Origin of the sequence: Proteiniphilum sp. (assembly GCF_034331125.1) — a bacterium.
Taxonomy (GTDB): domain Bacteria; phylum Bacteroidota; class Bacteroidia; order Bacteroidales; family Dysgonomonadaceae; genus Proteiniphilum; species Proteiniphilum saccharofermentans.
In genome coordinates this window covers 22,736-48,131 of sequence record NZ_JAXQGC010000043.1, presented here as the reverse complement: position 1 = coordinate 48,131, position 25,396 = coordinate 22,736, and the positions used below count along the sequence as shown (strand labels likewise).

At 42.4% G+C, this 25,396-nt stretch carries 25 protein-coding genes and 2 tRNA genes; 12 read left to right on the top strand and 15 right to left on the bottom strand.

Annotated features, from left to right (window positions below; translation table 11 throughout):
• Window positions 1–14: 14 nt before the first annotated feature.
• The 4 genes from U2P89_RS10690 to U2P89_RS10675 form a co-directional block, all read right to left on the bottom strand.
• Window positions 15–3,251, bottom strand: coding sequence for a SusC/RagA family TonB-linked outer membrane protein (locus U2P89_RS10690; RefSeq protein WP_322191391.1), 3,237 nt, complete (start codon window positions 3,249–3,251; stop codon window positions 15–17).
• Between the two features lie 319 nt (window positions 3,252–3,570).
• On the bottom strand, window positions 3,571–4,140 hold the full coding sequence (locus U2P89_RS10685) for an RNA polymerase sigma factor (protein ID WP_322191390.1): 570 nt from the start codon (window positions 4,138–4,140) through the stop codon (window positions 3,571–3,573).
• Between the two features lie 2 nt (window positions 4,141–4,142).
• Window positions 4,143–4,658, bottom strand: coding sequence for a dihydrofolate reductase (locus tag U2P89_RS10680; RefSeq protein ID WP_322191389.1), 516 nt, complete (start codon window positions 4,656–4,658; stop codon window positions 4,143–4,145).
• A complete protein-coding gene (locus tag U2P89_RS10675) occupies window positions 4,655–5,449 on the bottom strand; it encodes a thymidylate synthase (RefSeq protein WP_091907299.1) in 795 nt (264 codons plus the stop codon). The genes U2P89_RS10680 and U2P89_RS10675 overlap by 4 nt, the downstream gene beginning before the upstream one ends.
• Before the next feature lie 321 nt (window positions 5,450–5,770).
• Between U2P89_RS10675 and U2P89_RS10670 the strand changes: the two genes are divergently transcribed.
• The 3 genes from U2P89_RS10670 to U2P89_RS10660 all read left to right on the top strand — a co-directional run bounded on the left by U2P89_RS10670 (window position 5,771) and on the right by U2P89_RS10660 (window position 7,667).
• The gene (locus U2P89_RS10670) at window positions 5,771–6,367 is read left to right on the top strand and encodes a DUF937 domain-containing protein (RefSeq protein WP_322191388.1); all 597 of its coding nucleotides are present in this window, start codon (window positions 5,771–5,773) and stop codon (window positions 6,365–6,367) included.
• A gap of 214 nt (window positions 6,368–6,581) precedes the next feature.
• Window positions 6,582–7,028, top strand: a complete 447-nt coding sequence (locus U2P89_RS10665; RefSeq protein ID WP_322191387.1) for a hypothetical protein — start codon at window positions 6,582–6,584, stop codon at window positions 7,026–7,028.
• Between the two features lie 69 nt (window positions 7,029–7,097).
• On the top strand, window positions 7,098–7,667 hold the full coding sequence (locus tag U2P89_RS10660) for a hypothetical protein (RefSeq protein ID WP_322191386.1): 570 nt from the start codon (window positions 7,098–7,100) through the stop codon (window positions 7,665–7,667).
• On the opposite strand, the gene U2P89_RS10655 is transcribed toward U2P89_RS10660, so the two are convergent.
• The 7 genes from U2P89_RS10655 to U2P89_RS10625 form a co-directional block, all read right to left on the bottom strand.
• The gene (locus U2P89_RS10655) at window positions 7,668–8,957 is read right to left on the bottom strand and encodes a folylpolyglutamate synthase/dihydrofolate synthase family protein (RefSeq protein WP_322191385.1); all 1,290 of its coding nucleotides are present in this window, start codon (window positions 8,955–8,957) and stop codon (window positions 7,668–7,670) included.
• 111 nt (window positions 8,958–9,068) lie between these two features.
• Window positions 9,069–11,135 carry a dipeptidyl-peptidase 3 family protein gene (locus U2P89_RS10650; RefSeq protein ID WP_091907306.1) on the bottom strand — a complete coding sequence of 689 codons (2,067 nt, stop codon included), beginning with the start codon at window positions 11,133–11,135 and terminating at the stop codon, window positions 9,069–9,071.
• A gap of 118 nt (window positions 11,136–11,253) precedes the next feature.
• A complete protein-coding gene (gene purE, locus U2P89_RS10645; protein WP_322191384.1) occupies window positions 11,254–11,760 on the bottom strand; it encodes a 5-(carboxyamino)imidazole ribonucleotide mutase in 507 nt (168 codons plus the stop codon).
• 101 nt (window positions 11,761–11,861) lie between these two features.
• Window positions 11,862–12,242 carry a glycine cleavage system protein GcvH gene (gene gcvH, locus U2P89_RS10640; RefSeq protein WP_322191383.1) on the bottom strand — a complete coding sequence of 127 codons (381 nt, stop codon included), beginning with the start codon at window positions 12,240–12,242 and terminating at the stop codon, window positions 11,862–11,864.
• 77 nt (window positions 12,243–12,319) lie between these two features.
• On the bottom strand, window positions 12,320–12,934 hold the full coding sequence (locus U2P89_RS10635) for a hypothetical protein (RefSeq protein WP_076930749.1): 615 nt from the start codon (window positions 12,932–12,934) through the stop codon (window positions 12,320–12,322).
• A 27-nt stretch (window positions 12,935–12,961) separates the two neighbouring features.
• Window positions 12,962–14,413: an RNA polymerase factor sigma-54 gene (gene rpoN, locus U2P89_RS10630; RefSeq protein ID WP_322191382.1), complete on the bottom strand. Its 1,452-nt coding sequence runs from the start codon at window positions 14,411–14,413 to the stop codon at window positions 12,962–12,964.
• A 47-nt stretch (window positions 14,414–14,460) separates the two neighbouring features.
• Window positions 14,461–14,778 carry a hypothetical protein gene (locus tag U2P89_RS10625; protein ID WP_322191381.1) on the bottom strand — a complete coding sequence of 106 codons (318 nt, stop codon included), beginning with the start codon at window positions 14,776–14,778 and terminating at the stop codon, window positions 14,461–14,463.
• A 203-nt stretch (window positions 14,779–14,981) separates the two neighbouring features.
• Between U2P89_RS10625 and U2P89_RS10620 the strand changes: the two genes are divergently transcribed.
• The 7 genes from U2P89_RS10620 to U2P89_RS10590 all read left to right on the top strand — a co-directional run bounded on the left by U2P89_RS10620 (window position 14,982) and on the right by U2P89_RS10590 (window position 19,462).
• Window positions 14,982–15,539, top strand: a complete 558-nt coding sequence (locus U2P89_RS10620; protein WP_076932173.1) for an IS1096 element passenger TnpR family protein — start codon at window positions 14,982–14,984, stop codon at window positions 15,537–15,539.
• Between the two features lie 82 nt (window positions 15,540–15,621).
• The gene (gene miaA / locus U2P89_RS10615; protein WP_076930746.1) at window positions 15,622–16,524 is read left to right on the top strand and encodes a tRNA (adenosine(37)-N6)-dimethylallyltransferase MiaA; all 903 of its coding nucleotides are present in this window, start codon (window positions 15,622–15,624) and stop codon (window positions 16,522–16,524) included.
• Between the two features lie 18 nt (window positions 16,525–16,542).
• Window positions 16,543–16,965: a hypothetical protein gene (locus U2P89_RS10610; RefSeq protein ID WP_091907314.1), complete on the top strand. Its 423-nt coding sequence runs from the start codon at window positions 16,543–16,545 to the stop codon at window positions 16,963–16,965.
• Window positions 16,956–17,029 (top strand) — tRNA-Asn (locus tag U2P89_RS10605). The genes U2P89_RS10610 and U2P89_RS10605 overlap by 10 nt, the downstream gene beginning before the upstream one ends.
• 30 nt (window positions 17,030–17,059) lie before the next feature.
• Window positions 17,060–17,133, top strand: a tRNA-Asn gene (locus U2P89_RS10600).
• A 135-nt stretch (window positions 17,134–17,268) separates the two neighbouring features.
• Window positions 17,269–18,225: an NAD(P)-dependent oxidoreductase gene (locus tag U2P89_RS10595; RefSeq protein ID WP_092025049.1), complete on the top strand. Its 957-nt coding sequence runs from the start codon at window positions 17,269–17,271 to the stop codon at window positions 18,223–18,225.
• Window positions 18,226–18,235: 10 nt separating this feature from the next.
• A complete protein-coding gene (locus U2P89_RS10590; protein ID WP_322191380.1) occupies window positions 18,236–19,462 on the top strand; it encodes a pitrilysin family protein in 1,227 nt (408 codons plus the stop codon).
• Window positions 19,463–19,670: 208 nt separating this feature from the next.
• Here the strand turns inward: U2P89_RS10590 and U2P89_RS10585 are convergent, their stop codons facing one another.
• A complete protein-coding gene (locus tag U2P89_RS10585; RefSeq protein ID WP_313381136.1) occupies window positions 19,671–20,012 on the bottom strand; it encodes a hypothetical protein in 342 nt (113 codons plus the stop codon).
• A gap of 186 nt (window positions 20,013–20,198) precedes the next feature.
• Window positions 20,199–20,330, bottom strand: coding sequence for a DUF6597 domain-containing transcriptional factor (locus U2P89_RS10580; RefSeq protein ID WP_313381137.1), 132 nt, complete (start codon window positions 20,328–20,330; stop codon window positions 20,199–20,201).
• A gap of 273 nt (window positions 20,331–20,603) precedes the next feature.
• On the opposite strand from U2P89_RS10580, the gene U2P89_RS10575 reads away from it, so the two are divergent.
• Both U2P89_RS10575 and dacB read left to right on the top strand, forming a co-directional pair.
• On the top strand, window positions 20,604–21,221 hold the full coding sequence (locus tag U2P89_RS10575) for a porin family protein (RefSeq protein ID WP_092025053.1): 618 nt from the start codon (window positions 20,604–20,606) through the stop codon (window positions 21,219–21,221).
• A gap of 193 nt (window positions 21,222–21,414) precedes the next feature.
• Window positions 21,415–22,866, top strand: a complete 1,452-nt coding sequence (gene dacB, locus U2P89_RS10570) for a D-alanyl-D-alanine carboxypeptidase/D-alanyl-D-alanine-endopeptidase (RefSeq protein ID WP_322191379.1) — start codon at window positions 21,415–21,417, stop codon at window positions 22,864–22,866.
• A gap of 210 nt (window positions 22,867–23,076) precedes the next feature.
• Here the strand turns inward: dacB and U2P89_RS10565 are convergent, their stop codons facing one another.
• Both U2P89_RS10565 and U2P89_RS10560 read right to left on the bottom strand, forming a co-directional pair.
• Window positions 23,077–23,619, bottom strand: a complete 543-nt coding sequence (locus tag U2P89_RS10565; RefSeq protein WP_091907327.1) for an FKBP-type peptidyl-prolyl cis-trans isomerase — start codon at window positions 23,617–23,619, stop codon at window positions 23,077–23,079.
• Between the two features lie 19 nt (window positions 23,620–23,638).
• Complete coding sequence (locus tag U2P89_RS10560) at window positions 23,639–25,183, bottom strand: glycine--tRNA ligase (protein WP_091907330.1); 1,545 nt, start codon at window positions 25,181–25,183, stop codon at window positions 23,639–23,641.
• Between the last annotated feature and the right edge of the window lie 213 nt (window positions 25,184–25,396).

Sequence of the window (25,396 nt, the reverse complement as noted above, 5' to 3'; positions counted from 1 at the left end):
CTGTTTTTTGATTATTAAAATGTGAGATTTACACCAAATGTGAGACTTGAAGTAGACGGAACACTGCAATAATCTATCCCGGTTGCTCCGGATCCACCTGTTCCTCCTGCCGTACTTACCTCAGGATCCATACCTTTATAATTTGTAAATGTGAGCAAGTTCGTCCCCGTTACAGTTACGGCAAGTCTTTTGATGACATTCTGATTTTTGATCATCTTGGTGAAATCATAGCTCACCGCCATTGAACGTAACTTTAACCAGTTCACAGATGTGATAAAGTGGTATGAGTGAGAACGGTAATTATCCCAATATTTCTGTATCATGGCTTTTCCCGAATAGGTCGTTCCACTGATGGTATAATTCTGGTCGGCATAGTAGGTCTGACTGAAATCCTCTCCGGTTTCGCTGTTTACTCCCGTTACAGATACAAATTCACGCCCGTTTTCTATTGTTTTTTTAGATAGGCCGTTCTGCATCATATAATATTCGGTCCCATTGTATACGTCACCTCCGACGCGGAGATCGAGCAGGAACGAAAATGTCAGGTCTTTATACCTGAAAGAATTGTTTAATCCTCCAATAAATTTGGGCTCCCGGTTCCCTACTACTTCACTTGAAAGAGTAGACACTTTATAGAGCCCTGTCGTTGGATCTACCTGGTAACGACCGCCAATAATTTCCTCTTTATTATCTCCTGTTCCTCTCTCTTCGTATGCAAAGCGGGTTCCTATCAGTCCGAGGAAGTGTCCCCCGTTAGGGATAGAAGCTGCTTTGACGGTTCCGAATTGTGCATCGGTCGGGTAGAAGATATCCACACCATCCAGGAATTCACCTAATTTTCCACGGTTATAGGAAGTATTTAAAGTGATATCCCATTCAAAATCTGGTGTTGACACCGGTTTACCGGTAATAGCAATTTCCATACCCTCGTTGATTACTGAACCGGAATTGATCGACGACATGATATAGCCGTTGGCATTTGATAGGCGTGGAGAGGCTATCTGGTTGGTAGTCTGGCTATGGTAGTAGGTGTAATCCAGTCCAACTCGTCCGTTTAAGAACCTGAACTCTCCTCCCACTTCCCAGGCGGTCTGGATTTCCGGTTTCAAGTAAGCATTTCCACTGACATAATTATTACCTACACCTATATAGGAGCCGAAAGTGATGGGATTGGCGAGATAGGTAAGAGTCGCATAAGGATTGGCGTCCTTACCCACTTGGGCCCAACTGGCCCGGATTTTTCCGAACGAAAGAATATTATTCCTGGGCATTAATTCTGTAAATACAAATGATCCGCTGACAGAGGGATAAAAATAAGAACGATTATTGATCGGAAGTGTTGATGACCAGTCATTACGCCCCGTTACCGTTACGAAAGCCATATTCTTGTATGATGCGCGTAGTTCTCCGTAGGCACCTACCAAACGTTTTTTGATTGTAGCATCTGTAAAGAATTGATTCTCCTTGGAAATATTGGAGAAGCTGACAGTACCGGCAGTGATAAAATTATATCCCCAGTGTGTTTGATTCAATCGTTCCGTACTTTCAGTAGTAGTCCCCAATAAGAGATTGAAGTCGAAATCGTTAAAAGTCCTATGGAAATTAGTCATGATATTGGTCGTGATATATGTATAATCATAATCACTTTTGCTCAAACGGCCATTTTGATATATCTCCCTCACCACAGACCCCGGTGCGATATAAGTATATGCATTTGTTGTATATTGGTCATATCCAACACGGGCTGTTACATTCCACCAGTCTGTAATCTCGAATAATCCGCCTAAAGATCCGGTAAAACGATCGGTTTTATCTGTCATCTTATGCTTGTTGATAATCCAGTAGGGATTCTCCTTGTCATCGGCCAAATCCCAGCGACCTTCAAATAATCGGTATTTGGTACCGTTCTCGTTTAGGTATTTAGACATATCTTCGGTCAACGGCCAACTATACAGGGCGGTCATAGTACCGTTACCTCCACCATCATATAATCCGGCAGAAGTTAAAGTCTTATTCGTATTGGCAATTGAATAAGCAACATTGGCATTCACCGTTAAACGGCCATATTTCTGCTCACCATTAAAACGGAAAGTACTTTTATTATATCCCGTTTCGGGTACAATCCCTTTTTGGTCATAGTTTGAAGCTGATAAATAGAAAGAGCCGTTACTGTTGCCGCTGGAAATACTTATATTGTTATCATAAACAGTTGCATTCCGGAAGAAACTGCCAATATTATCATACAGAGTGGTGCCGCCGGCAATTTTCTCACCCCATGATTGATAGGTGAGATCATTGAATACTCCGTTATTTTCATAATATCCCCTTCCAAACTCAGTTTGTGCTTCCGGTAATTTGGTGGCCCAGGAAGAACTTAATTTGCTGGAAACATCAATTTTGACAGTCCCTTCGGTACCTTTCTTTGTCGTGATAATAATTACACCGTCGGCAGCGCGTGAACCATAAAGTGCCGCTGCCGCAGCTCCTTTTAACACCGACATCGTTTCTATATCTTCGGGATTGATGTCCATGACACGGTTGGAAAATGTGGTATTGCTACGTGTCATACCATCGGTAGCACTATTTCCGACAACTGTCGTGGAATTATCATAAATAATACCGTCAACGACGAATAATGGTTGATTTTCACGTCCCTCGGATGTTGAGTTTCCTCCTCTGATAATGATATTTGCTCCGGCACCTGCAGCTCCACTACTTTGCGTGATGTTTACCCCGGGAATTTTACCTGCTAAAGAATTGACAACATTGGTATTTTTATTTTTCATCAACTCTTCAGCGTTGAGATCGGAAACGGCGTAACCCAATGCTTTTCTTTCCCTTTTGATACCCATAGCGGTTACAACTACCTCTTCCAAAGCCCGGGAATCTTCGATTAACGTAATTTCGAAGTTTGTCCTTCCTGTAGTATTCAGGGTTTGAGATAGATATCCTATGTAAGAAATGTGGACGCTGGCATTGTTGGCTACCTGTAGGGTGAATTTTCCATCAATGTCTGTGACAGTTCCATTGGATAAAGTACCTTCTTCAATGATGTTGGCACCTATAATAGGGTGTCCTTGTGCATCCGTTACTGTTCCGGTAATTGTTTTTCCGGTTTGCTCAGGAGCGTTGATGTTGACATTCGACGTTCCCTCTTTCAATTCACCACTCTCCGTTTTAGATCCGGCATAGCTGTTTTCTGCATTAACAGAAAAAATGGAAAGGAAAGTGATTAAAAAAAAGATTTTCATAATTTTTAAAAACTCGTTATTCTTTTTCGAGAGAAATAACCTGGATGGATAGTTTGTTTGCATACTTTTATTTTTAATTTGTTTCCAATAAGTTGCGAATCACTTCGTAACTGCAAAATTCACTCTGGTCGAATAATTTCACCGCAATATTCGACTTTTTTTGTAATTCTACCTTTCCCATAGGCATAAGTATTTAAATTTGAATTAAAGGTCGTTACACAAAAAAGTCATTTAGAATATATATATGGCTTTTCCATTTCAAAAATATCGAAAAAAGACTAAAACATAGGTAATATTAATAAAGATTAACTAAGTATATCTAAAGAAGAGGGAGTAGAAAAGTGAATATAGGATTCTTTAGTTGTTGACTTTCTCTCATTTTTTGTATTGCCCTGTATGTTGATTTTTTCACGGCTTCAGGTTTCATATTGAGCAATAATGCTATCTCATCGAAAGAGAGGTTGAGTTTATAATGGTAATAGATTATCTTTCTTTGTTTAGGAGGTAATGTTTTTAGCGATTGTTTGATCTTTCCTTCCAATTGTAATTCGGTTTCTTTTTCAATGATGCTTTCGACCACACTGTTCTCTCTTTCAACTATAATCTCATTATAATTTATATGGTTAATTTTAGTTTCTACATTATGAAGATCGAATAGCCGGTTTTTCAGGCAGTGTAGCAGATATGATTCTATATTTCTGATATGGGACAATTGAGTACGGGAGATGTATATCTTATAAAAGACATCCTGTATGGCATCTTTGCATACCTCCTTGTCGAACCCGATTTTGAGGCCGTATGCTAAGAGTTCATTAAAATAGAAGCAATAGAGTATCGAAAAAGCGTTTTCGTCACCTTGCAAAAATTCTTGCCAGCTGTCCGCACCCATTTTTACTGTTTCCTTTTTATATAGGTCAGAAACGAATAATTATACTTATGCTTTTCGTCTGTTTTATATTTTTCGGTGTGAATTAATTCCCATTCATCCGGGTCGATTTCCGGAAAAAAGGTGTCGGCATCGTCGAACGTATGATGGATACGGGTAAGATAAAGTTTATCGGCCAGATGTAATGATGAACGGTAAAGTTGTCCTCCACCGATAATAAAAACCGTGTCCTCATTTTTGCAACGGGCCAGCGCTTCATCGACAGAACGCACCACGACGCAGCCAGGGTAATTGTCTTCCTTATCAGAAGTAATTACTATATTGGTTCGGTTGGGCAGTGCGCCTTTAGGAAGCGATTGATAAGTCTTTCTTCCCATAATGATGGTGTGTCCTGTGGTGAGCTCCTTAAAATGCTTCAGGTCGCCGGGAAGATGGCAAAGCAGTTCGCCTCTTCGCCCGATACCGTTCTGTTCATCGAGTGCGACAATAATGGCGATATGTGGTTTCTTCTGATTCATCATATGCTGACAATACCTTTAATGTGTGGGTGTGGATCGTAGTCTACCAGTTCGAAATCCTCGAAACGGAAGCCGAATATGTCCTTTACGTCAGGGTTGACCTTCATATTTGGTAATGGACGCGGTTCACGCGACAGTTGAAGATTCACCTGTTCAAGATGGTTCAGGTAGATATGGGCATCCCCGAAAGTGTGGATGAAATCACCCTCCTCCAACCCGGTCACTTGGGCCATCATTTTCAGCAGTAACGCATAGGAAGCGATATTGAACGGCACTCCCAGAAAAATGTCCGCACTACGTTGATAGAGTTGAAGGCTCAGTTTGCCATCGGCTACATAGAACTGGAAAAAGGCGTGGCAAGGTGGAAGGTTCATATTGGGAATATCAGCCACATTCCATGAACTGACAATAATACGTCGGGAATCGGGATTATTTTTGATGGTACTCACTACCTCTGATATCTGGTCGATATGTCCGCCGTTATAATCGGGCCATGAACGCCATTGATACCCGTAGATATGCCCCAGGTCGCCATTTTCATCAGCCCACTCATTCCAGATACGCACGCCATTATCGTTCAGATATTTCACATTGGTATCCCCATTGAGGAACCAGAGTAGTTCGTGGATGATCGATTTCAGATGTAATTTTTTAGTGGTAAGTACCGGAAATCCGTCGCTCATCCTGTACCTGCTCTGATGTCCGAAGATACTGATGGTTCCGGTTCCTGTACGATCTTCTTTTTTAACGCCTTCATCGAGCACCCGCTGCAATAAATCAAGATATTGTTTCATATTTTAGAGTAAAGAATAAAGAACAAAGAATCAGGATTCAAAACGCAAGACATTTTGATTACGCTTCTCATACGACTTTGTCCGTTGTTCTTCTTATATTGAAAATTTATCATCCATAATAATGTGGATAGACAAAAATAATGTTTTTTTCACAGCTGGCAATCCATTGTTGAAAAAGTTGTTGAAAAAGTAATTGTAAATTGCGGTAATCCTATTGTGTGGTTTTATTCCTCATTACGCCAATTCTAAGAACTTAATAAAGGAACGGATTGTTTAATAAATATATATTTGGGCTCTATTATTTTATAATTACTCACACGAATGGATTTATCAGAATTATTAAACAGCCCGGTGGGGCAATCAATTGTGAAAAGTGTAGCCGGTCAACTCGGCATGAATGAAGGAGAGGCGTCGGGCGTAGTCAATATGGCCGTGCCGGCAATATTAGCCGGAATGACCAGGAATGCACAATCCCGCGATGGGGCGGAGAGCCTGAATAAAGCGCTGGAGTCGAAACATGATGGTTCGCTTCTGAATAACCTTTCCGGAATGTTACAGGGACATACAGAAGAATTGCAGCAGGATGGCAATGGAATTCTGGGTCATATATTTGGGAATAAACTTCCGGCTGTAGAGCAGGGCATATCTCAGAAAACCGGAGTCAGTATGAATAAGATAGCTCCTTTGTTGGCGATGTTAGCCCCTATTGTAATGGCATACCTTGGAAAAGAGAAGCGTCAGGCCAATACCGGTGCCGGTGGTTTGGGCGATCTCCTGGGAGGCCTGCTGGGTAATTCACAGCAAGGTAAATCCGGTGGAGGCATCATGGATATGTTGGGTAGTGCACTCGACAAGGATGGCGACGGTAATCCCCTGAACGATATTCTAGGCGGATTTTTGGGAGGAAGGTCATTTTGATCCCAGGATGGTAGTGTAAATATTTAAGAAGTATAAAATGATACTTTTTGTCTTCTTGAATTAAATAATTTGTTCTGATCTTCAGGCAAGTATTAATATAGAGGGAGAATGGTTTAAACTTTTTTCCCTCTTTTACTGTTTTAAATTAAACGTAAGAACTTTTTTCAAGTCATAGCCTATGAACAAGCATTACAGACTTCAAAAACCACGAATTATGAAAAGAAAATTTTTTCCCACCCTGTTTGCGGGCCTTCTATTTCTAAGTATTGGCTTTTTTGTCTCATCCTGTAGTGACGATATAACTGAAACTGCATGGGATATTCAGGATTATGAAGTGAAAGCTTCGGAATGGAGTTGGAATCCTGCCAATAGAAGATGGGAAGTAGTAAAACAAATGAGATATATCGATGAGTTTATCTATGAAAGTGGAGCGGTGATCGGTTATGTTTTTTTAGGCGTACAAAACCAGGATGAGGTACAAACTCAGCTTCCCTATACAATAAGTATTCTCTTGGACGATGGCAGTGTATTTACGGAAACGGTAGGCTATGAATATAGTTCTCTGACCAACAGAGTGACATTTTATATTCAGCCGTCTGACGGTATTCAGGATACGGCAGCGAAAGTATACTATCAATTCAGACTTGTATTAATCTGGTGAGATCAAATGCTTTTTTAATAAAAAATGATTATTTTTACGCTCGAATGGAAACCAATTAAAACTATCTATATGGGAAAAAATTTATTTAAAACAGTTGTTGTATCATTGCTTTCTGTGGTAGTTTTGCTTGGAGGGTATTCCTGTTCTGATGATTATCCTGATGATTATCTGACAGAGGCTCAGATTCGGAGGATGATTGAAGAGGCGTTGCGGGAAAATAACGAACAACTTGAATTTACGCGGTGGGAGATTGTGAATATTACAGTCGAGAAGGATGATTGGACATGGAATGATGATGGAAATTTCAAACGTTTTGAAGCCGTATATGAATTGCCCGAACTGAATGAATCTATTTATGAAGATGGTGCTGTGTTGGGATTTATTTTTATTGGCCCGCGGGATGTGAATGAAGTGCAGAAGTCACTTCCCTATGTACATACATATGGTATCTATGATGATACGGGAAATATAGTTGATACATATACCGAAACTATCAGTTTCGATGTACAATATAAATTTGAGGGTGAAGAGAAGCCTACTGTCGCTTTTTTTATTCAGGCTTCAGACCTTTTTGGAAGCGAGGATGATATACAATATCTGGAAGAAGAATACAACTTCCGAATCGTGTTAGTTTGGTAATTATATGAACAGCGGCAACGCGTCTGCTACGATAAAGGAACTACCGCCGATGAAAATGAGATCGTTTTTATCGGCGTTTTCTTTTGCGGCCTCTATTGCTTTTGTCACAGTGCCGAAATTGTTTCCTTTCAATCCGTATGTTTCGGCCTGTTGTGCCAGCGTTTTTTCATCCAACGCACGTTCTACCGATGCTTTTGTAAAATAATAAACAGCATCCCGTGGTAAGAGAGAAAGGACGGGATCAATATCTTTATCGTTTGCCATTCCGAACACCATATGGAGACGATTGAAGTTTTCTGATTGTAACTGTTCCGCCACATATCGTATCCCATGCGCGTTATGCGCGATATCGCAGATGATCTTCGGTGAAGTTTGCAACTGTTGCCATCGCCCCATTAATCCGGTAATGGAGGTCACATTGGCGAACCCTTTATACACAGCTACTTTCGGAATCACATAACCTGTTTCAAGGAGAACTTCCACCGCCGTCAATACCGTTCGTGCATTTTTGTCTTGTGCTAACCCCCTTAATTCGCTCTTTACATCAGGGTACCCGTCTGCATGAAACAGCAACCATCCTGATTCACATTTCTCTGCTTTAAAATTGTTCATATAGAGTTCCGCGAAGACAATAGGAGCGTTCGCCGACTGTGCCTTATCGATAAAAACCTGTGTTACTTCCGTATTGCCCGCTTCCCCAATCACTACAGGTGTATATGCTTTTATGATTCCTGCTTTTTCGGCAGCGATCTTCGGCAATGTATTGCCTAACTGTTTCATATGATCGAATCCGATGTTAGTGATAATGCTAAGATCGGGAGAGATGATATTGGTGCTATCGAGCCGTCCGCCCAGACCGACCTCGATCACAGCTACATCCACCTCCTGTCGGGCAAAATAGAGGAAAGCCATCTCCATGGTCAACTCGAAGAATGAGGGCATTATGGGTTCAAACTGCTCTTTATACTGTTCCACTAAATCTGTCACGAATTCACGACTGATCATCTCTCCATTGACACGGATTCTTTCGCGGAAATCGATCAGATGGGGGGAAGTGTATAATCCGACTTTGTAGCCGGACTCCTGTAATATAGCAGCCAACAGGTGTGAAACGGAGCCTTTCCCGTTGGTACCTCCCACATGGATGGTTTTATAACGTTGGTGGGGATGATCGAATATCTCATCTAATGCAAGGCTGTTGTCAAGCCCGGGTTTATAAGCCTTATCGCCGATCCGCTGATATTCGGGCATCTGGCGATAAAGATAATCAATTGTTTCGTCGTAAGTCATTGTTGGATGTGGAAAAGTGAGAAGGCGGGAAAGTGGGAAGGTGATTAGTGAAATGAGGGTGAAACCACGAAATTGTGATACACCCTCATTTTGTTGATATTTCCTGTAGGATTAATTCTTCAACGGCAATACTGAGTATTGTCTTGAATAACGCAACTGCTGGTTCACATAGTTTTCATCATATGAAACAGTTACATCCGTTACCTTACCTTTGTCATCGGTTACGAGTTTATAAACCGGATTCACAAATCCCTTGTATGGAGCGATATTCAGCGCTTCATAGCGTGCCAGCACCTCTTTGTGCAGATTCGCATTTACTTTCACACCATATTTTTCCACTAAGTTCTTGCCTGCTTCGTAATCGCCTTCCGACTTGATACGCTGCACTTCGGCCAGTAACTCTCCAAAGAGGCTGCGCAGTTTGTCGTAATCGTTGATCACCACGTATGTTTTGCCATCACGTTGCTGTAATTCCACTACATTGTCAGCTTTTCCGTTTTCGATCACCCAGTTGGAGATCAATGCCCGGTTGCGCATATGTGCCTGTTCAATATCTTTACCCGGTTGGATACGGGTGAGCTGAGTCATGGCACCATTCATGATGTAGCCATAATACTCTGTTTTGTAAGCCTCATTGTCCGGTAAAAGCCCCAGTTCCACTAATTTGGGATCAGCCAGATAATAAAGCGCAAACAGGTCGGCTCTTGTTTCTTCCAGCGGTGAACCATAGGCTCTGAGTGCGTCACCGTCCACACCCGGAAGTAATTTTCCCGATCCATGTCCGAGGCATTCGTGCAGGTCGGTATGCAGGTTATCGGTCAGGGTGCCATATTTTTTGGCACGTTCCCGTTCGGTATCGCTCCACATGAACTCTTCTTTGAAGCCATTCCCTTCTGCCGCTTTGTCATAGGCAAAGGTGATATTATCAATAGTCACCGATTTGGAGCCATGGTCGCGTCGGATCCAGTTAGAGTTAGGCAGGTTGATGCCGATTGGTGTAGCCGGATAGCAGTCGCCACCAAGCATGGCGGCTGTAATCACCTTGGCCGATACCCCTTTCACTTCTTCTTTCTTGAAACGGTCGTCGACAGGAGAATTATCTTCGAACCACTGGGCGTTTTCGCTGATGATTCGGGTACGCTCGGATGCTTCTTCGCTCTTGAAGTTCACCATAGACTCCCAGGTCGCTTTCATACCGAGCGGGTCGGTATAGGTTTCGATAAAGCCGTTGATAAAATCTACACGGGAAGCGGTGTCAGTCACCCATTTCACCGAATAGTCGTCGAACGTTTTCAGATCCCCTGTTTGGTAATAGGAGACCAGCGTGTTGATCACCTCTTTCTGCTGATCGTTCTCGGCGACGGCAGCCGCTTTCTCCAGCCATCCGATAATGCGTTCAATGGCTTTGTCGTACATACCACCCAGTTTCCATACCTGTTCGGTGACAACGCCATCTTCTTTTACTACTTTACTGTTCAGACCGTAAGACACCGGTGTATTGTCGTTAGGATCCTTCATTGCATTGTAAAAATCTTCTACCTCTTTTTGTGTCACCCCTTCATAGAAGTTCACTGCCGAGGTTGCCACGATATCGGCGCCCGGGGTTTGGTTCATCCGTTTGGACATGACATTCGGATCGAACATCACCGGGAGGATCTCATTGAGAGTCTCATCGGCAGCCATCCCGTCACGGAAAGGCATACGCCCCGGATCCACCCCTTTTACGATAGAGACGAAGTAGTCCTGCGGGAATTCCGGTATGATCTTGTCTTCAGAATAGTGATGGTGGATACCGTTAGCCATCCATATCCGTTTCAGGTAGGTCTCGAAATGTTTCCAGTTTTCGGACGATTTGTCGCCCATATAGTTCTCGTAAACTCCTTCGCAAACCCGCCGGATAGTCAGGTTGTAACGGTTGTGTTGATCCCAGAGGATATCACGCCCTTCAAGTGCAGCCTGCGATAAATAATAGATCAGCTCTTTTTGTTGCAGCGACAAGCTGTTGAAGCCCGGGACCGGATAGCGGAGTATTTCGATATCTGCAAACCGGTCTACCTTGTATTCGAATGTAGCGTAGTCGATACCGTCGTCAACCGGTACTTGCTTATCTGCCTGGTTACTGTTGTTACAGGCTGCCAGCAGAGATAGGGCAGTTAACATAAGAATTACTTTTTTCATATTGATTATAAATTAGATACAAGTGTCAAGAACCAAGACGAATTACTAATTATGAATTATGAATTATGAATTACAAAATACCAATTGTTATCCATTATTAACTGTCAATTATCAACTGTTAGTTGGTTTTGAATTTGTAAGAAACGGATGCCAATTCCTGGTTTGCCTTGGTGATCTTATTTTTCAGACTTATTTTGTAGTCCGCCAGTTTCTTCTGTACCGACTCATCGCCTGTAGCGATCATCTGTAATGCCAGAATAGCTGCATTCAACGCACCATTAATTCCTACGGTCGCTACCGGGATACCGGGAGGCATTTGTACGATGGCGAGCAGTGCATCCATTCCGTCCAGAGATGAATTGATGGGTACGCCAATTACCGGAAGAGTGGTCATGGAGGCGATCACTCCCGGGAGATGTGCAGCCATACCGGCCGCTGCAATAATCACTTTGATCCCCTTGTCTTTGGCTCGTTTTGCGAATTTTTCCACTTCTTCGGGAGTCCGATGGGCGGAAAGGGCATTCATTTCGAACGGGATTTCCATTTCATTGAGAAATTGGGCTGCTTTTTCCATTATAGGCAGATCGGAAGTACTGCCCATAATAATACTTACTAATGGATTCATAAAGAATGATTTGTTGATTTGTTGATATGACGATTTGTTGATGTGGCAATGTGAGAAATCAATCAGTACATCATTCAATCATCGAGTTATCACATCAATTTTTACTTTCCGATAAATTCCTTGTATTCGGCAGCTGACATCAAACTCGACAGTTCACCGGCACTATTGATTGCTATTTTGATGATCCATCCCTCACCGAACGGGTCACTGTTCACTAACTCCGGAGCGTCTTCCAGCTTGGTATTCACTTCCAGCACTTCACCTCCGACAGGCATCATCAGGTCGGATACGGTCTTCACAGCTTCAATACTTCCGAAAACTTCTCCCTGACCCAGGGTTTCACCCTCTGTCGTTACATCGACATAGACAATTTCGCCCAATTCACCTTGCGCAAAATCAGTAATTCCAACGTATGCTTCGTTGCCTTCCACTCTTACCCATTCATGATCGGAAGAGTACTTTACATTTTCAGGAAAATTCATAATGATTATAATTTAAAAAAATATTTATGCGGTAAATATACTATTTAATTCTTTTATGTCAAAAAACAAGATTCTGTTCACGGTTGCACTCCTATCCAGACAAAAATGAAGGAGAGCAAAAATCCCAATAAGAATCCAGCAATCACCTGCGCAAGGGTGTGACGTTTGAGGATAAGCCTCGATGTGCCAACCAGTCCTGCGATGATAAACAATCCCATGAACATAAAATAGGGGTTGGAATGTTCGACGAAATAGCTTACCGACATAGCCCCCCCAATGAGTCCGCCGATGCCGAACATATGTGCACTGATTTTCCATTTCAGGGTGATGAGGATAGCGACAAGCATAATAGCGACAGAGGAGACCATGATCATCAAAAACCATGGGGGCATGTTCATTCTATAATAGAAAAAGATCATCACAGAATAAGAAAGCAATGTGATTATATAGGGGTAGATACGTTCGCGACGTACCTTCAGCGACAAGTCGGAAATAACTCCTATCTTATAGAGCATGAAAATGAGAATAGCCGGAATCGCAAATGAAAATAGGATTACCGGCGTAATGATCAACCAGAACTGCTGAAGATAAGTTACTCCAAAGTAGGTGTATACAAACAGGAGCATTACTCCATAGATGGGCATCAGCAGGGGTTGAAATATAGTGGAGATTAGGTGTGCGATAGACTTCATCCTGTAACCAGTTTTGAATTCGCAAAGTTATATTTTTTTTCTCAATCGAGCCACAGGAATATTCAATTGTTCGCGATATTTAGCCACCGTCCGGCGCGCAATCACATATCCTTTTTCATTGAGAATCTTTGTAAGTTGGTCGTCAGTAAGAGGTTTGACAGGATTTTCATTGTCGATACTTTCCTTGAGGATCAATTTGACCTCCCTTGAAGAGATATCTTCTCCGGTATTGGTCTGCATAGCTTCCGAGAAGAAAAATTTGAGCGGGTAAATACCAGTGTTGGTCTGTACATACTTACTATTACTTACCCTGGAAACAGTTGAGATATCGAATCCTGTTCTTTCTGCCACGTCTTTCAGGATCATGGGTTTGAGCTGGGTCTCATCCTCTGTCAGGAAAAAATCATACTGTAAGTTCACAATCGCCTCCATGGTACGCTGCAGGGTGTTCTGGCGCTGTTTCACCGCATCGATAAACCATTTGGCTGAGTCTACTTTCTGTTTCATAAAAAGGATAGCTTGTTTGTCGTCGTTCGACATGCTCTCCTTGTTTTCGTTGTATCCCTTGAGCATTTCCGAGAAAGATCGGTTCACCTGTAGGCTGGGAACATTACTGTTATTGAGTTGGATAGAGACCTCTCCATTGTAAGAGTCCACGATAAAATCGGGAGTGATATTATTCATTGCGGTCTGCATTGTACCGCCCAGCGCGTTGCCCGGTTTAGGGTTCAGAGAGGTGATTTCACGGATGGCTTCGCGCAGTTCATCCTGGGTGATATTCATCTGTCGGATGATCTTATCGTAATGCTTTCGGGAAAACTCTTCGAAGTAATTGGAGAGGATCTCTTTGGCATGTTCTACTGCCGGAGTGGGTTCATACCGATCCAGTTGAAGCAGAAGGCATTCCCGCAGATTCCGGGCTCCCACACCAGCCGGTTCCAGATCCTGAATTTCATACAGCACATCTTCCATTTGCAGAGGAGATACCTCTATCTGTTGCTGAAACAACAGGTCGTCTGAGATCGATTGCAGGTCGCGTTGCAGATAACCATTCTCATCGAGATTGCCAATAATATATTGTGCGATCAATTGCCTTTGGTCATCCAGTTGTAATAATCCGATCTGTTCCTGCAATGAGTCACTCAATGACTTGTCGTCGTAATAACTGATCTCGACTATATTGGTTTCATTCTTCCGGTCGCTTCCATTCAGCCGATAGTCCGGTATATCATCTTCTGAAGCATAATCCCCAAGAATGATCTCTTCCTGTGAGAGAATATCTTCCGGGACATCGTTGTTCTCCTCTTCTTCGCCCGCAGGGCCGGAATCCGAGACTTCCAGGGCGGGATTATCTTCTATCTCCTGTTTGATACGGTCTTCCACCTCTACCGAGTTGAGTTCTACCAGTTTTATTACCTGCATTTGCAGAGGCGAAAGGCGTTGAGTTTGTTTTAGTTCCTGTTGTTGTTTCAGAGCCATAAACGCAATTGAAATAGTCTAAATGTTGGAGGCAAAGATAATGAATTCTATTCCATAAAACAATCGTCATAACCTGCCTGGCAAGTGAGGGGGGCAAGGGCGTATGAATCGTATTCATCATAGGCGGGGCCCGGTATTCCGTTAATTACGATAATCCTGTCGAGGCGTACCTCATCGCCATTCTCAAAGAGAAGAAAAAGACCCTCCTGGCCTTTATCATCTACCTCGATGATCTTTCCACGCGACTCTTCCAGTTCCGGTTCACTGGCAAAAGCAAAATAGATCACTCTTGCATCATTTTTTTCCATCTCCCGCTCAAAAAGTTCAAAATAGCCGGGATCGACGGGCATATATTTCGGTTTCATATCCTCAAAATGATTTATAGCTCGCTTTATTGTTTATTCTATATCCTTAGTTATGTTACACCTATAAAACAATTGCTTTCCCCATTCGGTTCATCCATACAGTTGTTGTGTATTTGGATACATTAAAATAATTACTTAAATGTGAAAAATTAAAACTTTTTATTACCTTTGAAATGTAAACAATGCATAAAACTGAAATCGCAATGATATTCAAATTTTTAATCCTGTCTGATGAAGTCGATAACTTCAAAAGAGAAATTAAAATCGATGCGGATGCCACGTTCCTGGATTTTTACAATGCAATTATAGATTGTACGGGATTCAGTAATAAAGAGATGGCGTCGTTCTTCCTTTGTGATAATAAATGGCGCAAGAAGCAGGAAATTACTCTGGTGGAGATGGATACCTATTCCGATGAGGACTCTTATATTATGGAAGAATGCATTTTGAGTGATTATCTCGAAGATGAAAAACAAAAGCTGATGTTTGTGTTCGATTATTTTAACGAGCGCGCATTGTTTATTGAACTGTCGGAACTCATTCCCGGTAAAAATCTAAAATCCCCTGTCTGTACACTCTCATTGGGTGAAGCTCCAAAGCAAATCGCAGATATCGAGGTGATGAAAGCAGACTCTGTGTCATTAGATATAGGGGAAACTTTTTATGGTGACGAAAGTTTTGAATTGGACGAATTGGATAGGGAGGGATTTGAAGGATTAGATGATGCCCCGGCAGAACCTGATACTAACGATTTATATTAATACAGTCGATAACACTATTATTGTTATTCAGCTTCGCGTTCTTCGGCACAATAACTGAACAACCATCGAACAACAACCGGATATGAATACGCTCCTCGTGCTTCTTGGCCCTACAGGTGTTGGAAAGACAGAATGGAGCCTGAGAGTTGCTGAAGAGTTGGAATCTCCTATATTATCTGCTGATTCCCGTCAGATATATAAGGGAATGACCATTGGTACGGCCGCACCGACCTCAGCACAATTAAGTCGGGTAACACACTATTTTGTGGGTGTACTTTCTCCCGAAGATTACTATAGTGCCAGTGAATATGAACGGGATGCGCTTTCACTGCTTCAGGAATTATACGGACAGTATCCGGTTGTAGTGATGACAGGTGGTTCAATGATGTACATAGATGCGGTCTGCAAAGGTATTGACGATATCCCCACCATAGATGAAACACTCCGTAAGGAATTACAGGAAATTTATCGGAGGGATGGTCTCGATCCAATACGACAGCAATTAAAAATACTTGATCCTGTTTTTTACAATGAGGTGGATTTGAAAAATCCCAAGCGAGTGATCCATGCTTTAGAGGTATGCCTGATGGCAGGAAGGCCATACTCATCACTGCGTACCAATCCAAAGAAAGAACGTCCGTTCCGGATTGTGAAAATCGGTTTTACACGTGATCGTGAAGAACTATATGACCGTATCAACCGGCGGGTGGACCGGATGATCGAAGAGGGATTGATAGAGGAGGCAAGAAGCTTCTATCCACAGCGGCATCTTAACTCGCTCAATACTGTAGGGTATAAAGAACTTTTCGACTATTTCGACGGGAAATATAGTCTTGGGTTCGCGATAGAAAAAATAAAGCAACATTCCCGTAACTATGCCCGTAAGCAGCTCACCTGGTTTAAAAAGGACAAAGAAACGATTTGGATTAACCTGTCTGATGAGAACCAGGATGTAATGAAAAGAGTATTCGCACTATTTGTTTAATAATAAAATGATCGAATTATGAGAAAATTAAACTTGTTAATTCTGACACTGTTCGTTTCGGTGATTGCTTTTTCTCAGCAAAACAATCTGATAGATGTCGTATACCTCAAAAACGGGAGTATCTTAAGAGGCATCATCATTGAACAAGTCCCGAATGAGCAAATTAAACTGCAAACTTCTGATGGCAGTGTTTTCGTCTACCAAACAGATGAAATAGAAAAAATTGTCAGAGAGCCTGTTTCATCCCGCAATAGAAGAGTAGCGGGTTTGAATGACACTGGCTCCAGAAGAGGTTTTATTGGATTGTCCTTAGGAGCTGCTATCCCTGTGGGTGACGTGAGTGATTTAGGAGCTCAAATTTTTTTCCGGGAGTTATTGGTTTATTCGGAAAATTATACTACTTTTGCATCGCTTTTCGGCAGAGAGAACATTCTTCCTTAGCTCAGTTGGTTAGAGCATCTGACTGTTAATCAGAGGGTCCTTGGTTCAAGTCCAAGAGGAAGAGCAGAAAGGTTAAATTTAAAAAGTGAAATATTCTTCCTTAGCTCAGTTGGTTAGAGCATCTGACTGTTAATCAGAGGGTCCTTGGTTCAAGTCCAAGAGGAAGAGCGGAAAACGGGTCGAAAGGCTCGTTTTTTTGTTATACTTATTTGATTGATAATTGACAGTTGACAGTTGACAATTGACAGTTGATACTTGGTAATTTGTAATTGGTAGTTTACTGTCTCTTAATCCGTAATTCTTATGAAAAAAGTATTGATTACGTATCGTTTGAAGCCGGAAGGGTTGAAAACCTTGGAAGGAAAGTATGATGTTACACTTCCTACCGAGAGATCATATTTCACCAAAGAGGAGGTGCTGGAAATGATCCCTGATTACGAGGTTCTTGTCCCTAATTTTAGTTTTTATACTGACAGGGAAATTATGGACAGAGCCGTAAAATTAGAACTGATTTCTAATTTCGGAGTGGGATTCAACAATATCGATGTGGATTACGCTACAAAAAAAGGAATTGTGGTCACCAATATTCCTAACAGTACGCGTGAGCCTACAGCTGAATTTGCTTTCGCACTTTTGCTGGCTGCCGGTCGCCGTATTGGCTATTACGATCGTAAATTACGCACCCCTGAAGGTGTAAGCTGGGGCGTTTATGCTGAGAGTGGCATGCCGGTATATGGAAAAACGTTGGGTATTATTGGTATGGGACGTATCGGACAATCGTTGGCGCGTCGTGCCGTGGCATCGGGTATGGGGATTATTTACCATAACAGGAATAGGCTGGATAAAGCTGTCGAACAACAATATAATGCCCGGTATGTGGCATTTGAGGAGCTATTGAGAACGGCTGATTATATTTCGCTGAATGCGCCTTATACACCTCAAACGCACCACATGATTGCCGCGGAACAATTAAATATGATGAAACCTTCAGCAGTATTTATCAATACGGCCCGTGGCAGTATGGTAGATGAGAAAGCACTGGCAAAAGCTCTGAAAGAAAGCAGAATCTGGGCTGCAGGGCTGGATGTGTTCGAGAATGAACCGCATATTTTACCGGAATTACTGGAACTCGATAATGTGGTGCTTGCTCCCCACGCCGCAACCAGAACCATAGAGGATCGAATCAATATGTCGATTGAGATGACGCAGAACATTGTGGGATTTTATGAAGGTACCTATTCCGTATCACGGGTGAATTGATTTTTTTGTAATGACACATACACATACTTTATCGAATGGTTTACGCATCATTCACCGTTCTTTTCCATCCGACATATCCTATTGCGGGATTGCTGTGAACAGTGGAACCCGTGATGAATTTCCTGCTGAGCAGGGTATGGCCCATTTTGTGGAACACATGCTTTTCAAAGGTACGGAGAAGCGCAGGGCCCATCATGTTGTCGACCGGATGGAGAATATAGGAGGAGAGCTTAATGCTTACACTTCCAAGGAAGAGACGTTTGTGTACGCCGCATTTCCGGAAGAATATTTACCCCGTACCATGGAACTGTTGAATGATATTGTTTTTCACTCCCGGTTTTCCGACCGGCAGATCGAGAGGGAACGGGAAGTGATCATCGATGAAATTCTTTCATATGAAGACTCACCTTCGGAGCTGATATATGATGATTTTGAGAATCTGGTGTTTGCCGGCCACGATTTGGGGCACTATATACTGGGTGATCCTGAAACACTGCAATCATTCAATAGCGGGAACATGAAGCGTTTCGTTGAGAGACAGTATCGTCCGGATAATATGGTCTTTTTTTCTTTCGGGAAAACCTCTTTTTCAAAAGTCGTACGGATGGCCGAAAAGTATTTTTCGTCTGCATTAAATCCGTCGAATGGAGCATTACCCCTTAAGCAGCGTATATCCCCGGCTATCCTGGTTCCCGAAAAGACGGAGATGCAAAAAGATACATCCCAGTCGCATGTCGTGATGGGATGGCGTACATTCAATATGCATCATCCTGATAAATATGTATTGTATATGATCAATCACATACTGGGGGGAGGGAGTCTCAACAGCCGGCTCAATGTTTCACTCAGGGAAAAACACGGGTTGGTCTATCATGTGGAATCAAATCTGACATTGTACTCCGATACCGGCCTGTTCACCATCTACTTTGCTTCCGATCCGAAATTCAGGGAAAGATGCCTTAGACTCATCAACAAAGAAATTGAGAAGATCATTCAGACTGAATTAACTCCTACACAATTAATGCGGACCAAACGGCAGTGGAAGGGGCAGATGGGTATTGCTGCGGAAAACCATGAAAACAATACCTTGGGAATGGGGAAAGCTTTTCTGCATTTTGACCGATACACGCCGTTGAACGAGGTCTATTCCCGGATCGACGGGATCACACAACAGGAAATCAAAAAAGTAGCCAACGAAATATTCTCTGTACCTCACTTCGAGTTGAGCTATGTATGATCTGTGACTGTAACTGTCTTATTGTTTGTGTTTTCGCCTATTTTATAACTTAATATGCTACAGTACAGTGAAATAGTTAGTAGTGGTATATGTAGGATTCCCAGAAATACAGTATGAGGATTGAGGAATGAAACCATATTGTAGAGACCTATAATTACCCCGATAAGTGCTGTGATGCGATAAGTAACAACGTTTATATTCGGGATATTCAGCTCACGGTCACTATGCTTAGTCCATATCGTTCTGTCACAGCTATATTTTGGATAAAAGTAAAAAGGATATAACTGGCTGCGACATATATATTGAAAATAAGTTTCATCCTGTTTTTCAGTATAACCAGCAGGACTAAGATTAAAAGGGATAAAGCTTGGAAATAGATATTGTAATTGCCGAATCCCATCTGAAGTGAATTTTGAAGTGTAGTGTAAATAATACTACTAATGGCGTCCGGTTGAAAATTCTTACTTGCATACGGCATCAATAAGGATTGTGATGCCACTAAGACGACAAAAAACCACCATTTCCTTGAGATATGATCCAATTTTCTCATTTTATTGATCTGTTAAGTTCATGGCAAAATTAAGGTTTTCGGTTCACTGATAATTGTAAAAAACGGTCATCCTCGTTTTTTAACAGTTTCTTGGGAGACTCTCCCGTATATTTTTTGGTCTCTTTAATGTAATGAGATTGATCGTAATAATTTAGATCGGGATATAAAGTGCCCTCTTTGATAGATTCAAAAGAGCTTCTCAACCCATCCATTCGGGAGAATGGTATGTTGAATATCTTTATCCTTGCTTTTGTATTCCCAGAAGCATTTTACAAAAGATGAAAGTTCCTTGGGTGGCGTAACCTCTTTATAGTTCATTCCGTTTTATTGTCTGGAGAACAAAAATAGAGAATAAAAAGCAAAGAGTATTTTTGAAGGTATAGATTAATTCTATTGAACAATAATACCGGTCACGTGTTTTACCCCGTAGATTTTGACTTTTGGGTACGAAGGTCCCGACTAAATAATATTCGACTGTCGGACGTTGTATCAAAAGCTTTAAACCATTTCTGAAAGAAATAGTCTGAAAGCGGACGAAGGCATGATCTTCAAATAACGAACTAACTAATTTCTTTAACTAAAAATGACATTATGAGAAAAATGAAATTTTCACTGATTGCAGCGATGCTTATCATGGTAACGGCTGCGAGTGCTCAGGTAAACCTTGGAGTAAAAGGTGGTGTGAACATGTCGAACTTTTATGGTGACGAACTGGACGACAAAAATGTAAAGATCGGTTTCCACGTAGGTTTGGCGGCTGATTATGAATTTATGTACAACAGCGCTATTCAAACAGGGTTGTTCTTCACTACCAAAGGATTCAAGGCAGAGAATACTGACTTGGATGCCAAATACACTGAAAACCTGATGTATCTGCAACTGCCGGTTCACTATGCGTATAAATTAGATGTTTCACCTGGAACGCGAATCGTGTTCCATGCAGGCCCTTATGCAGCATACGGAGTGGGTGGCAGCAGAAAGGCTTCGGTTGGTAATATCTCCGGGGAATGGGATGTTGATAAGATATTCGGTGATGGCAACAGGCAGTATAAACCGTTCGATGCCGGTTTAGGTCTTGGGGTAGGTGCCGAATTTGGTCCTATTCTGATAGATCTGGGCTGGGATATGGGATTAGTGAATATTTCCAACGTCTCCGACGGAAATATCAAAAACCAGAACGCTTACCTTTCTGTGGGTTATAAATTCTAACCATAGCCCAAAAAATAATTATAAATAGATTATTAATAGGATGACTCTCTACCAGGGTCATCCTTTTTTATTTCTCTCTAATTTTCCGACCGGGATCAATATTCTTCCGGATTATTCATTATATTTGTAATTCACGTGTATAAATTACCTGCAACCGATATTCACGTTGTACTGACAATAATACTACTGAATCATGATAAGATATTTTCTTGCTACAATTATCCTTTTGGGAACCGGGTTTGGCTATTCGCAGACAGCGCTGCAGCGTTTTATTAATCATCCCTCACTGAAGCATGCTTCGGTAGGGGTCTCCGTCGTGGAACTGAAGAGCGGTCAACATATTGTTTCACACGACGCGGAAAAATCACTTACACCGGCATCGACACTAAAACTGCTTACCACCGCTACGGCGTTGGAAACTTTCGGAGATAATTACCGTTATAAGACCGAAGTGGGTCTTGATGCAAATGACCCGTCACGTATCCTGGTGTTTGGCTCCGGCGATCCCACACTGGGTAGTGAAGCCTTCGGGGAAAATCGGAATGCCTTTTTTATCAATGGTACCGAAGCACTCGCCAAAGTACTTCCTAAAGACAAGGAGTATACCATTTATGTCGTGGATAATCTGTTCGGTTATGATGGTGTCGCGCCCGGATGGACATGGATAGATATAGGAAATTATTATGCTGCAGGCGCTTATGGTATCAGTATTTTTGACAATAGCTATCGCTTGTTTTTTAATACGACTGACAGAAATAGTTGTCCTCGTATCCTGCGTACAGAGCCGGAAATTAAGGGACTAACCTTTCAGAATTCGCTTTCTTTGAATAGTACAGGGAGTGATAACGGATATATCTATGGTGAACCTTTCTCTTACGATAGGGCGGTGCGGGGAAATATTCCTGCAGGCAGGGCAGAGTTCAGTATCAAAGGGGATATCCCCGATCCGGGGCTGTTGTTAGGACAAACATTGGCTGATTATCTTTCCCGTGCCGGTTTTCAGATAGGAAATGTGGAAACGGCGCGTAATGATTATCTTTCGGGAATTTGTGCGACAGACCGGAAATCGGCTCCTTATCGTGTCGGAAAGGTGATATTTACACAAGTATCGCGTCCCGTGAAGGATATTATCCGGGAGATAAATGTGGAGAGTAACAACCACTATACGGAGCACCTTATCCGTACCATGGGGCGTTATAACAAAGGTGATATATATACTGATCCGTTAGAGGCCGGAATCGAATATACAGAAGAGTTCTGGAAAGAAAGAGGGATTTCAACCTCCTCATTGCAGATGTTTGACGGTTGTGGGCTGGCTCCACAAAACGCAGTAAGTGCACAATTTCTGACCGACCTGTTGGTATATATGTACAATAGAAGCAGTCATTCCACAGTATTTTTCAACTCGCTGCCAAAGGCAGGGCAGGAGGGTACGCTCCGGAGTTTCCTCCGGAATACGAAGCTAACCGGTAAAGTTGTTGCTAAAAGCGGTAGTATTGGCGGAGTACAATGTTTTGCCGGTTATCTGATTGATGGCAATAAGAAGTACGCATTTACCGTGATGGTAAATAAGTTCAACGGTACCCGCCTCCAGGTCAGAGGAGCCATTGAGCAGTTTTTATTATCGATAGATAACAATATTTGAACCCAAATTTCTACCATGAGACTCCCTATAAATGATGGCATTTTTTTAAGAAAATCCCAATTTTAAGGGATTGAAATGAGTGTTCGAAGGCAGTAATTTTGTGAAAAATGTAAACACAATACTGCCTATGAGACAAAAAAAAAGAGCGCTACTTTACATAACACTCTTTTTTATAATTCTACAAAAATCTTGTCGTCCCCGCTTGAGGAGTTATCTTACGATGCTGACCAGTTCAACTTCGAAAACCAGCGTGGTGTAGCCAGGTATATTGTTGCTGCCATTCGCCCCGTACCCTAAATTCCAGGGAATCCAAATTTCCCATTTATCGCCTACCTGCATGTGTTGGAGCGCAGTCCTGTAACCATCAATCAAACCGCTTACGGTAAAGGTACTGAGAATATTGTTCCTGTTTTCTGTAGGGTCGAAGATATATTTGTTAATAATGGTTTGGCCCTGATCGTTTTCATAGGTATCGGGCTTTGACCAGTCATATTTGTACCATCCTGTATAAAGTACTCTTACCTTGTCGGTAAAGGCGGGTGTTTCTCCGTCTCCCGGCTCGATCTCCTTAACCATAATATAGCCGGCGGTTGATGCCGAATTGATCCGGGTATATCTCGAATCAGCAGCAATTTTCGCAAACTGTGCTTCATTAGCGTTTTTCCATTGATCGTCGAACGTTTCCGTCTTGTCGCATGTGGCAAAGAGGATAATCGCGCAAAAGCTGAAAATCAGTGATAGTTGTTTCTTCATTGTTGTGGTTTTTTATACTTTATACAGCCAGTTGTTTCAACAAATTCTTCATATCCGTTTTTTCGGAGATGGTTTGTTGTAGTGAATCGATAGAAACTCTTTCTTGTTCCATCGTGTCGCGGTAACGGATGGTTACCGTGTTGTCCTCGAGTGTCTGATGGTCGATGGTGGCGCAGAAAGGGGTGCCGATGGCATCCTGGCGGCGGTAGCGCTTGCCGATGCTGTCTTTCTCGTCGTATTGGCATGCGAAGCTGAATTTGAGATCATCCATAATCTCCCGTGCTTTCTCAGCCAAACCATCTTTTTTTACCAGCGGTAATATGGCCAACTTGACCGGCGCAAGGGTAGGGGGTAGCTTCAACAGTACACGGATCTCACCGCCTTCCAGTATCTCCTCGTGATAAGAACCTGCGAGGATTGAAAGGAACATCCTGTCCACCCCGATAGAGGTTTCCACTACATAAGGCACATACGATTTTCCTTGTTCCGGATCGAAATACTGTATCTTTTTACCGGAATATTTTTCATGCTGGCTCAGGTCGAAATCGGTACGGGAGTGAATGCCTTCCACTTCCTTAAACCCGAACGGCATCTCGAATTCAACATCAGTGGCGGCATTGGCATAGTGCGCCAATTTGTCGTGGTCGTGGAACCTGTATTTTTCTGCGCCGAAGCCCAGTGCCTGGTGCCATTTCATCCGGAATTGCTTCCAATGTTCAAACCATTGCAACTCTTCACCGGGAGCGACGAAGAACTGCATTTCCATCTGTTCGAACTCCCGCATACGGAAGATGAACTGACGGGCTACGATCTCGTTACGGAACGCTTTTCCTATCTGGGCGATACCAAACGGGATCTTCATGCGACCTGTTTTCTGTACGTTCAGGAAGTTCACGAAGATACCCTGCGCCGTTTCGGGACGAAGATAGACCTTCATTGCTCCGTCGGCTGTCGATCCCATCTCTGTAGAGAACATCAGGTTGAACTGACGCACTTCCGTCCAGTTACGCGTGCCGCTTATGGGGCAGACGATCTCACAATCGAGAATGATCTGACGAAGATCTTCCAGATTATTATCATTAAGCGCTTTGGCGAAACGGGCGTGGATTTCATCCCTTTTCTGTAGGTTTTCCTGCACGCGGGGATTGGTCTCACGAAACATCGCTTCGTCGAACTGGTCGCCGAACCGTTTTGCCGCTTTCTGCACCTCTTTCCCGATCTTTTCGTCGTATTTGGCGAGATGGTCTTCAATCAGTACGTCTGCCCGGTACCGTTTTTTACTGTCTTTGTTATCAATAAGCGGATCATTGAATGCATCCACATGCCCTGATGCTTTCCAGATGGTAGGGTGCATAAAGATGGCGGAGTCGATGCCTACTACATTTTCGTGCAGCAGTACCATACTGTCCCACCAGTACTTTTTGATATTGTTCTTGAGTTCCACACCCATCTGTCCGTAATCGTACACGGCGCTTAACCCGTCGTAAATCTCACTCGACTGGAATACAAATCCGTATTCTTTACAGTGCGATACCAGTTTCTTAAAAACGTCGTCCTGTGCCATAAATTTCGATTGCATGCTTTCGGCCTGTACAGTGACAACCGTTGCCTGCCTTACATATTACTTGGTTTATTTCTTAGCTGTTTCGACCTGCAAAGTAAGCTTTTTTTTTCCATATTTTAGCTATCATTCTTCTTAAAGATAAATAATGATGGGCTACAGCGCAGACACTACGTAGAAAAATACTACCTTTGCCATTGTAATATTCGATTACAG

Coding starts and splice junctions, on each gene's coding strand:
- rpoN (WP_322191382.1), bottom strand. CDS start 14,413: ATGGCTCTGAAACAACAACAGGAACTAAAACAAACTCAACGCCTTTCG.
- U2P89_RS10580 (WP_313381137.1), bottom strand. CDS start 20,330: ATGAACTATAAAGAGGTTACGCCACCCAAGGAACTTTCATCTTTTGTA.
- U2P89_RS10650 (WP_091907306.1), bottom strand. CDS start 11,135: ATGAAAAAAGTAATTCTTATGTTAACTGCCCTATCTCTGCTGGCAGCC.
- purE (WP_322191384.1), bottom strand. CDS start 11,760: ATGAATCCATTAGTAAGTATTATTATGGGCAGTACTTCCGATCTGCCT.
- U2P89_RS10665 (WP_322191387.1), top strand. CDS start 6,582: ATGAAAAGAAAATTTTTTCCCACCCTGTTTGCGGGCCTTCTATTTCTA.
- U2P89_RS10670 (WP_322191388.1), top strand. CDS start 5,771: ATGGATTTATCAGAATTATTAAACAGCCCGGTGGGGCAATCAATTGTG.
- U2P89_RS10685 (WP_322191390.1), bottom strand. CDS start 4,140: ATGGGTGCGGACAGCTGGCAAGAATTTTTGCAAGGTGACGAAAACGCT.
- U2P89_RS10660 (WP_322191386.1), top strand. CDS start 7,098: ATGGGAAAAAATTTATTTAAAACAGTTGTTGTATCATTGCTTTCTGTG.
- miaA (WP_076930746.1), top strand. CDS start 15,622: ATGAATACGCTCCTCGTGCTTCTTGGCCCTACAGGTGTTGGAAAGACA.
- gcvH (WP_322191383.1), bottom strand. CDS start 12,242: ATGAATTTTCCTGAAAATGTAAAGTACTCTTCCGATCATGAATGGGTA.
- U2P89_RS10635 (WP_076930749.1), bottom strand. CDS start 12,934: ATGAAGTCTATCGCACACCTAATCTCCACTATATTTCAACCCCTGCTG.
- U2P89_RS10680 (WP_322191389.1), bottom strand. CDS start 4,658: ATGATGAATCAGAAGAAACCACATATCGCCATTATTGTCGCACTCGAT.
- U2P89_RS10560 (WP_091907330.1), bottom strand. CDS start 25,183: ATGGCACAGGACGACGTTTTTAAGAAACTGGTATCGCACTGTAAAGAA.
- U2P89_RS10595 (WP_092025049.1), top strand. CDS start 17,269: ATGAAAAAAGTATTGATTACGTATCGTTTGAAGCCGGAAGGGTTGAAA.
- U2P89_RS10575 (WP_092025053.1), top strand. CDS start 20,604: ATGAGAAAAATGAAATTTTCACTGATTGCAGCGATGCTTATCATGGTA.
- U2P89_RS10625 (WP_322191381.1), bottom strand. CDS start 14,778: ATGAAACCGAAATATATGCCCGTCGATCCCGGCTATTTTGAACTTTTT.
- U2P89_RS10590 (WP_322191380.1), top strand. CDS start 18,236: ATGACACATACACATACTTTATCGAATGGTTTACGCATCATTCACCGT.
- U2P89_RS10655 (WP_322191385.1), bottom strand. CDS start 8,957: ATGACTTACGACGAAACAATTGATTATCTTTATCGCCAGATGCCCGAA.
- U2P89_RS10565 (WP_091907327.1), bottom strand. CDS start 23,619: ATGAAGAAACAACTATCACTGATTTTCAGCTTTTGCGCGATTATCCTC.
- U2P89_RS10610 (WP_091907314.1), top strand. CDS start 16,543: ATGAGAAAATTAAACTTGTTAATTCTGACACTGTTCGTTTCGGTGATT.
- U2P89_RS10690 (WP_322191391.1), bottom strand. CDS start 3,251: ATGAAAATCTTTTTTTTAATCACTTTCCTTTCCATTTTTTCTGTTAAT.
- U2P89_RS10620 (WP_076932173.1), top strand. CDS start 14,982: ATGATATTCAAATTTTTAATCCTGTCTGATGAAGTCGATAACTTCAAA.
- U2P89_RS10675 (WP_091907299.1), bottom strand. CDS start 5,449: ATGAAACAATATCTTGATTTATTGCAGCGGGTGCTCGATGAAGGCGTT.
- dacB (WP_322191379.1), top strand. CDS start 21,415: ATGATAAGATATTTTCTTGCTACAATTATCCTTTTGGGAACCGGGTTT.
- U2P89_RS10585 (WP_313381136.1), bottom strand. CDS start 20,012: ATGAGAAAATTGGATCATATCTCAAGGAAATGGTGGTTTTTTGTCGTC.